The sequence below is a fragment of the [Clostridium] clostridioforme AGR2157 genome (genome assembly GCF_000424325.1).
In the GTDB taxonomy this organism is placed as follows: Bacteria; Bacillota; Clostridia; order Lachnospirales; family Lachnospiraceae; genus Enterocloster; species Enterocloster clostridioformis_A.
The window spans coordinates 115,006-122,326 of sequence record NZ_AUJR01000009.1; the positions used below are offsets into that span (position 1 = coordinate 115,006).

General features: G+C 50.0%; 10 protein-coding genes and 1 other annotated feature. Of the genes, 5 read left to right on the top strand and 5 right to left on the bottom strand.

From position 1 onward, the window contains the following. Positions 1-123 precede the first annotated feature (123 nt). The 3 genes from G614_RS0105735 to G614_RS0105745 are packed head-to-tail and all read right to left on the bottom strand — an operon-like array spanning position 124 to position 3,004. On the bottom strand, positions 124-897 hold the full coding sequence (locus G614_RS0105735) for an ABC transporter ATP-binding protein (RefSeq protein WP_027641196.1): 774 nt from the start codon (positions 895-897) through the stop codon (positions 124-126). After that, complete coding sequence (locus G614_RS0105740) at positions 890-1,822, bottom strand: ABC transporter permease (RefSeq protein WP_027641197.1); 933 nt, start codon at positions 1,820-1,822, stop codon at positions 890-892. The genes G614_RS0105735 and G614_RS0105740 overlap by 8 nt, the downstream gene beginning before the upstream one ends. Before the next feature lie 30 nt (positions 1,823-1,852). After that, on the bottom strand, positions 1,853-3,004 hold the full coding sequence (locus G614_RS0105745) for an ABC transporter substrate-binding protein (protein WP_027641198.1): 1,152 nt from the start codon (positions 3,002-3,004) through the stop codon (positions 1,853-1,855). 131 nt (positions 3,005-3,135) lie between these two features. Continuing rightward, positions 3,136-3,376: a binding site (T-box leader), on the bottom strand. A gap of 222 nt (positions 3,377-3,598) precedes the next feature. Here G614_RS0105745 and G614_RS0105750 point away from each other — a divergent pair. The 3 genes from G614_RS0105750 to G614_RS0105760 all read left to right on the top strand — a co-directional run bounded on the left by G614_RS0105750 (position 3,599) and on the right by G614_RS0105760 (position 5,629). Further along, complete coding sequence (locus G614_RS0105750; protein ID WP_027641199.1) at positions 3,599-4,111, top strand: cysteine hydrolase family protein; 513 nt, start codon at positions 3,599-3,601, stop codon at positions 4,109-4,111. 63 nt (positions 4,112-4,174) lie between these two features. After that, complete coding sequence (locus tag G614_RS0105755; RefSeq protein WP_027641200.1) at positions 4,175-4,810, top strand: AAA family ATPase; 636 nt, start codon at positions 4,175-4,177, stop codon at positions 4,808-4,810. Between the two features lie 42 nt (positions 4,811-4,852). After that, entirely contained in the window at positions 4,853-5,629 is a 777-nt protein-coding gene (locus tag G614_RS0105760) for a ZIP family metal transporter (RefSeq protein ID WP_027641201.1), read from the top strand. A gap of 257 nt (positions 5,630-5,886) precedes the next feature. Here the strand turns inward: G614_RS0105760 and G614_RS26840 are convergent, their stop codons facing one another. Next, positions 5,887-6,234: a cysteine-rich VLP domain-containing protein gene (locus G614_RS26840; protein ID WP_049948050.1), complete on the bottom strand. Its 348-nt coding sequence runs from the start codon at positions 6,232-6,234 to the stop codon at positions 5,887-5,889. Between the two features lie 52 nt (positions 6,235-6,286). Between G614_RS26840 and G614_RS0105770 the strand changes: the two genes are divergently transcribed. Then, positions 6,287-6,580, top strand: a complete 294-nt coding sequence (locus G614_RS0105770) for a type II toxin-antitoxin system RelB/DinJ family antitoxin (protein ID WP_027641202.1) — start codon at positions 6,287-6,289, stop codon at positions 6,578-6,580. Then, on the top strand, positions 6,580-6,858 hold the full coding sequence (locus tag G614_RS0105775) for a type II toxin-antitoxin system YafQ family toxin (protein ID WP_027641203.1): 279 nt from the start codon (positions 6,580-6,582) through the stop codon (positions 6,856-6,858). The genes G614_RS0105770 and G614_RS0105775 overlap by 1 nt, the downstream gene beginning before the upstream one ends. A 164-nt stretch (positions 6,859-7,022) precedes the next feature. Here the strand turns inward: G614_RS0105775 and G614_RS34960 are convergent. Next, a partial coding sequence (locus G614_RS34960; protein ID WP_044917445.1) for a transposase occupies positions 7,023-7,321 on the bottom strand: 299 nt, incomplete at its 5' end.

Genomic DNA, 7,321 nt, shown 5'->3' on the forward strand with positions numbered 1-7,321 from the left:
AGCCGGGCATCAGCCCTTTTATATTGCGCCGGCATAATCTCCATACCCGCCCCTGTTTCATTGGTTTCAATCATATGAAGCGGATTATGGCTGATATGGTCCAGGCGCTTGTGCTTTTTTAGTTTAATTGCCGCATTCTATGCTGATTTCATTGAATTTTTCCAGAATGTCGTCAATGCAGAGCGCCTGTTTTTCCTCATCCTCTTTGTCTACCACGGCGCGGCCCTGGTGCATCATCAGGAGGCGGTCCCCATATTCCACTGCATAGCGCAGGTTGTGGGTAACCATGATGGTGGTCAGATTTTTTTCCTTTACAATCTTTCCGGTCAGCTCCATGATGGTCTCAGCAGTCTTGGGGTCCAGGGCAGCTGTGTGCTCATCTAAAATCAGGAACTCAATGGGAGTCATGGTGGACATGAGAAGGGCCATGGCCTGGCGCTGGCCGCCGGAAAGGACTCCCACCTTCACATCCATCTTATCCTCCAGCCCCAGTCCCAGGGAACGGAGGGATTCACGGTAATACTCCAGTCTCTGCCGGTTGGTTCCCGGCCTGAGGTTAAAGGCCTTTCCCTTGTTGTCTGCCAGGGACATGTTTTCCAGTATGGTCATGGTTGGACATGTGCCCATGGCCGGATTCTGATAAACCCGTCCGATGCGGCGCTGGCGCTTGTATTCAGGAATCCGGGTGATGTCCTTTCCGCCGATTATGATTCGTCCCTCATCCAGGGGAATGCTGCCGCAGATGATGTTTAAGAGGGAGGTTTTGCCGGAGCCGTTGCTTCCCACCACGGACACAAACTGATGGTCCCTTATGGTCAGGTTGAAGTCCTCAAACAGGCACATTTCATTGACTGTACCGGCATTGTAGTATTTATTGATATGCATCAGCTCAAGCATGGCTCTTTACCTTCTTTCCTCTGGAGGAGCTTGCCACCAGGATGATAAGGAACAAAATGGATGTAATCAGCTTTAAGTCCGAGGCAGTCACCGGGAAGGAAACAGTAAAGTTTCCAAAGGTAAGCCTTAAGTCGCCCAGGAGCAGGGCCAGGGATACACAGGCCTTGTAGATGATGGAACCTATGATGACAGCCGTGGTGGACTTCACGAAGCCGAACCGTTTGAACAGCTGGGTGCCTATGATTACATTGGCCAGGCCGATGACAATAGTGCCTGTGCCGGTGGAAATCTCAAAGAATCCCTTTTGCTGGCAGTACACGCTGCCGGCCAGGGCTGCAAATCCATTGGCAATGGCCAGGCCGATGATTTTAACCATGCCCTTATCCTTGGCTAAGGAGGTGACCAGCAGATCATTGTCCCCCACGGCCCTGAGAAGATAGCCGGACCGGGTTTTCAGGTAAGCGTCCAGGAGCAGCTTACAGATAAGGACGATTGCCAGAAGGATGATAGTCACAGTATAGGGCTTGAGGGCCTGGGGGATGGTGCGTTCCAGCCATGGATCGCTGAAAATCGTGTCTTTGCTGAAAATAGGCAGGTTGGACTTGCCCGCAATCCTTAAGTTGATGGAGTAGAGGGCGGTCATGACAATGATTCCCGACAGCAGGTCCCGTACCTTCAGCTTGACATGGATAAGTCCGGTGACGCAGCCCGCCATGGCTCCCAAAAGAAAGGAGAGGGGAAGGGCAGCAGCCGGATGGATGAAACCTCCGGCTATGCCGGTAGCGGTAAAGGCAGCTCCCAGAGGGAAGGTCCCGTCCACGGACAGGTCCGGAAAATCCAGAATCCGGTATGTGATGTATACGCCCAGGGCCATGATAGCGTATACCAGGCCTTCTTCAAAGATACCTAAAATAATCGTTGTCATGATGTTCCTCCAGATAATGATGATAGAGCTTTACTGGGCAATCTCAGTGAACAGCTCAGCTGCATTTTTAGTCAAATCTACCGGCAGTGTGATGCCCAGATTCTCGGCTACCTGTGTATTGCCGTAGAAGGCAGCCTCCTTGATGGTTTCGTAGTTCATTTCACTGGCTTTTTTCTCGCCGCGCAGTACCTGTGCAGCCATCTTTCCTGTCTGCTTGCCCAGTTCGATGTAGTCCAGTCCCATGGCAGCCAGGCATCCAATCTTCACCTGCTCAATCTCACTGCCGAATACAGGGATATTCCTGGCGGCAGCCTTATCCAGGATAACGGGAAGGGAGGCAACTACCGTGTTGTCGGTCAGGTTGGTGATGCAGTCCACTTTGCTTATGAGGGTGTCGGCAGCCAGGGCGATATCAGCGGAAGAGGAGATGCCTGTGTCCACGATTTCAAAACCATACTGGGGAGCCAGCTCCTTGTACTCTGCAATGGCGGATTCAGAATTCACCTCGCTGGTGGTGTACATGATGCCGATGTTTTTAGCTTCCGGAAGAATCTCACGAATCATCTTGAGCTGGGCCTCTACGGGAAGTTTATCGCTGGTGCCCGTAATCTCGCCTACCGGAGTGCCGTCCGCATTGGCCAGCTCTGCGGCTACGGGGTCGGTTACGGCAGTGAAAATAACAGGAATGTCTGACTTCTTAGCCACGCCGTACTCTGCCTGTGCCATGGGAGTTGCGATGCCGCACATCAGGTCCACGCCCTTGCCGGCGAAATTCGTTGCAATCTGGCTGGCCGTACCGCCGTCAGCCTGGGAATTATCATACAGTACGGTCAGGTTTACGCCCTCCTCGATGCCTTCTTCTGCCAGGCCGGCCATGAAGCCTTCGCGGCAGTTGTCCAGGGAGCCATGCTCTGCAAACTGTCCCACACCGATGGTGTAGGCAGCGCTGTCAGCAGAAGATTCTGCCTTGGACTCACCGGTCTTGTCAGCGGAAGATGTGTCAGCGGACGGCGCGTCGGCCGCTGAGCCGTCAGCGCCCTGGGCGGCCTTATTTTCAGACCCGGTTCCGGCGGAGGTCTCAGCGGACTGGGCCGCGGTGGTGTTCTGGGAAGTGGATACGCAGCCTGCTAAGATGGATGCGCTTAAAGCTGCGGTTAAAAGCATTGCAATTGTTTTTTTCATAATTTTGTTTCCTCCTGTTTTTAAACTATATTTGTATGATTAAAACATGCTGTTGGATAAGGGACTTTCTGATGGGGCTGCCGTTTGAATAAAGCCGGAATAAAAAAAGTCCCAATCATAGCTTATGCTAAAATTGAGACGAATGAAATCCGCGGTGCCACTCAAATTGACTAAAAAGTCCACTTTACACATACCAACATATGCGCCGCATGTATAACGGTTACGGAATCCGTCGGTCCCTACAGATGATACAATCCTTCAAGACCGCCCTCAAAAGTCCATTCAGCTGCCAGCCCTATACCGCAATCCCACCGCCTGCGGCTCTCTGTGTTAAAGCTTTGATAGCTTACTCCTCTTTCTCTACGGTTTAAGTTATTAATCCGTATCTTAATACAATAAAATGGATTTGTCAAGAGTGTTTTGAAAATTCATATAAAGTCATGCAATGCCGCACAAAAGTGTAAAAGAACTTTTATTGATTGATGAAATGTGGTAGACTGTAGGTGTGGAAAGGAACACTTTGGATTCAAAACAAAAGTGTTAACAACAAAAAGTGTTCACCAAAAAAATGTTCACAACAAGGAGGAAAGTTCCATGAGACGATTACTTGTGGTGGTGGATATGCAGAAGGATTTTGTGGATGGAGCTTTGGGCAGCCCTGAGGCCCAGGCCATTGTCCCTCATGTGCTGGATAAGATAAAGGCGTACCAGGATGCAGGAGACGAGGTGGTATTTACCCTGGACACCCATTTTGACGATTATACGGATACCATGGAAGGGAAGAAGCTTCCGGTGGTCCATTGTGTCAAGGGAACGCCGGGCTGGGAACTGATACCGGAGCTCAGGGGAATTTCGGGAACCCGTTTTGAGAAGCATACCTTTGGAAGCAGGGAACTGGCGGATTACGCGGCCAGGGGGCGGTATGACTTTGTAGAGCTCGTCGGCCTGTGCACGGATATCTGCGTCATTTCCAACGCCATGCTGATTAAGGCAGCGGTTCCTGACACATCCATACAGGTGGACGGGGCCTGCTGTGCGGGGGTAACTCCCCAGAGCCATCACAATGCTCTCAGCGCCATGGGGATGTGCCATATAGACATTGTATAGACGTGAAAGAGACCACGGTGTGTTATGGGCACGGATGTGGATTAGGAATAAGGGGGACTCAATATGAATGACAGACATTTTGTAATTACCATTGAACGCCAGTACGGAAGCGGCGGCCGCCTGACAGGCAAACGCCTGGCCGAGGAGCTGGGCATTCATTTTTACGATGAAGAGATACTTAAGATGACATCTGAGACCAGCGCCATAGGGGAACAGTACTTCAGGCTGGCGGATGAAAGGGCTGGAAACAATCTGTTGTACCGTATAGTGACCAGCATGAAGCCGGAGCTGACAGAACCGGATAAGGCCGGCCCCAACATCACTTCGCCGGATAACCTGTTCCGTTTCCAGTCATCGGTCATCCGCAGGCTGGCAGCCTCTGAGACCTGTATTATCGTAGGCCGCTGCGGCAACTATGTGCTTCAGGACCAGATGGATAATCTGGTGCGCATCTTTGTGTATGCGGATACGGTCACCAGAATCCGCAGGGTCATGGACGTGGATAAGGTGGATGAGGCGGAAGCTCTCCGCAGGATGAGACGGATTGATAAGGAGAGGACGGAATATCACCGCTACTTTACCGGCAGGGAGTGGATGGATATGGAAAATTATGACCTTCCCATCAATGCCAGCCGGATTGATTATGACCAGATGATTCAACTGATAAAAGACTATCTGAAGCTCAAAGGATTCCTGTAGAAAGGAGGGCTGGGGCTCAGGAAATGACAGAGGTGCATTAAGATGAGCAGTATATTTGTGGGAATCATGATTCCCTTTATCGGGACCACGGCAGGGGCAGCCTGTGTGTTCTTTCTGACAAAAGCATTGAAGCCCAGTGTCCAGAAGACATTTCTGGGATTTGCGTCAGGGGTAATGGTGGCGGCTTCCGTCTGGTCCCTTTTGATTCCGTCCATGGATATGAGCGGGCATATGGGTAAGCTGGCATTCATTCCTGCTTCTGTGGGCTTTCTTTTGGGAATTGGTTTCCTGCTCCTGTTGGATGAGATAATACCTCATCTGCACATCGATACAGAGCAGCCGGAAGGTCCAAAGAGCAACTGGAAAAAGAGTACCATGCTGGTGCTGGCAGTGACCCTCCACAATATACCGGAGGGAATGGCCGTGGGCGTTGCGTTTGCAGGACTTCTGTCACAGAACGGGACTATCACCATGGCAGGCGCTCTGGCCTTGTCCGTGGGTATTGCCATACAGAATTTCCCGGAGGGGGCCATCATATCCCTGCCTCTTAAGGAGGCGGCCGGGAAGGGGAAGGCATTCATTTACGGCACGCTTTCAGGCGTGGTGGAGCCCATAGGCGCCGTTCTTATGCTGGTGCTGGCCGAGTTTTTAGGACCGGTTCTTCCATACTTCCTGTCCTTTGCGGCAGGTGCTATGATTTACGTGGTAGTAGAGGAACTGATTCCGGAATCAGCCGAAGGAGAGCATTCCAATGCGGCAACCATTGGATTTGCCGTTGGGTTTGTGGTGATGATGATACTGGATGTGGCGCTGGGGTAGGACGTGTTGGAAAATTGTTTTCGGGCAGTCATGGCAGTTATTTTGGCTGGGTTTTGAGCGGCGGCAAAAGAGACGCAAAATGAGAGAAAATGTTGAAAATGCAGGAAATGCAAAAATATAAACAAAAATCCAAAAATACAGAAAAGGAAATCCGGTCTTGACATGGGTTTCCTTTTTTGCTAAAGTGAATTTACTTCTGCTGGATATATTCAGATATTCCGGCAATCTGCTGCACTCTAAGATGCAGTTCAGGGATTTTATCCCGTCCGGCCCTTTCGGCTGCTGAAATCACATGTAAACTTATATTTGGAATCACACAGAAAATACACAGGAAAGACAGGTGATACCCATAAGACACACCGCCGCTTTTCCCTGCCGGAATACAGCTCCATAAACAGGAGCCGATCCGCAGGCAGCACCGCCGCCTTAAAATAAGTGCAGCACAGGGAGGCAGTCAACAGCTGGGGGCAGGTGACGGCCTCGCCGTCATCAAGTAAGATACATTCCCCGTCGTCACAGTTGGCGCACAGCTTACGGATCAGCTGGTTTACCTTGTGCCGCTGGTTTCTGAACTTTTTGTAAAATGTTTCACGCTGTGTTGACATCGTGAATACAAATGGATATACTATAAGTGAAACAATAAGGGAGGTGAATCACATGGCAAAAACCGCAAATATCAATGTCCGAATTGATCCTGAAACAAAATCAAGCGCAGAAAAGCTGTTTTCCAGTTTTGGAATCACTGTTACGGACGCAATCAACATTTTCCTCCGCAAGTCAATTATGGAGGGCGGACTTCCATTTGAGATGAAACAGCCGCGCTACAATGCGGAAACAGAAGCAGCCATGAATGAGGCAAGGGCCATCATGGGCGGACAGGTACAGGCAAAGAGTTATTCTTCCGCACACGCTCTTTTTGAAGAACTGGACGCAGAAAAGGACGGTGAGTAATGTTAGAATTAGTAACCACCGGACAATTCCGCAAGGACTATAAGCGTGTAAAGAAGCGCGGCTATGATATGGGCCTGCTGGAAGAAGTGATTGATCTTCTGCTTAATGAGCAGCCGCTTGATGAACGCTACCGGGATCATGGGCTGGTCGGAAATTATGTTGGTTTTCGTGAGTGCCATATTTTACCGGACTGGCTTTTAATCTATGCTACAGACAAAGAAAAACTGATATTGACGGCTTCGCGCACAGGGACGCACTCGGACTTGTTCGCAAAGTAGGCTGAGCGGCCCTTATTTTCGGGGCCGTTTCTTTTTTGCTTTTCAGGAAACTTCGCAAACCGGCCAAAATGGTGTATAATAGACTTGAAATAAAAAACGGCATAGCAAAAGAGCGAAGATGTAACTTCGCCATGACGTTGCCTATGTAGTTTTTTGTTTTTGGTTTAGGCTGCACTATCTGACGCAGTTTTTTTGTGGTAAACTTCTAAAACCAACATAGAAGTGCCACACTCCGGGCATTTGAGCGGATCATAGCCAAAAGCCAGAAGGATTGAATTACGCCAATCCAGAAGCCTGGAAAGATAACGCTGTTTCTGAGGGGATAAACATTTCCGGAGATTTTTTTCCTGTTTATGGTGCTTTGCATAAATCCCATAGTAACGGACCATTTTAAAGTGTCTGTCAGGGATATGTACAATCAGGCGTTTGATAAAGTCAATGGCGGGGATGCATTCGGTTACAG

What these genes read in the sequence shown, in the direction of transcription:
- G614_RS0105735 (WP_027641196.1), bottom strand. Translation starts at nt 897, where the DNA reads ATGCTTGAGCTGATGCATATCAATAAATACTACAATGCCGGTACAGTC.
- G614_RS0105740 (WP_027641197.1), bottom strand. Translation starts at nt 1,822, where the DNA reads ATGACAACGATTATTTTAGGTATCTTTGAAGAAGGCCTGGTATACGCT.
- G614_RS0105745 (WP_027641198.1), bottom strand. Translation starts at nt 3,004, where the DNA reads ATGAAAAAAACAATTGCAATGCTTTTAACCGCAGCTTTAAGCGCATCC.
- G614_RS0105750 (WP_027641199.1), top strand. Translation starts at nt 3,599, where the DNA reads ATGAGACGATTACTTGTGGTGGTGGATATGCAGAAGGATTTTGTGGAT.
- G614_RS0105755 (WP_027641200.1), top strand. Translation starts at nt 4,175, where the DNA reads ATGAATGACAGACATTTTGTAATTACCATTGAACGCCAGTACGGAAGC.
- G614_RS0105760 (WP_027641201.1), top strand. Translation starts at nt 4,853, where the DNA reads ATGAGCAGTATATTTGTGGGAATCATGATTCCCTTTATCGGGACCACG.
- G614_RS26840 (WP_049948050.1), bottom strand. Translation starts at nt 6,234, where the DNA reads ATGTCAACACAGCGTGAAACATTTTACAAAAAGTTCAGAAACCAGCGG.
- G614_RS0105770 (WP_027641202.1), top strand. Translation starts at nt 6,287, where the DNA reads ATGGCAAAAACCGCAAATATCAATGTCCGAATTGATCCTGAAACAAAA.
- G614_RS0105775 (WP_027641203.1), top strand. Translation starts at nt 6,580, where the DNA reads ATGTTAGAATTAGTAACCACCGGACAATTCCGCAAGGACTATAAGCGT.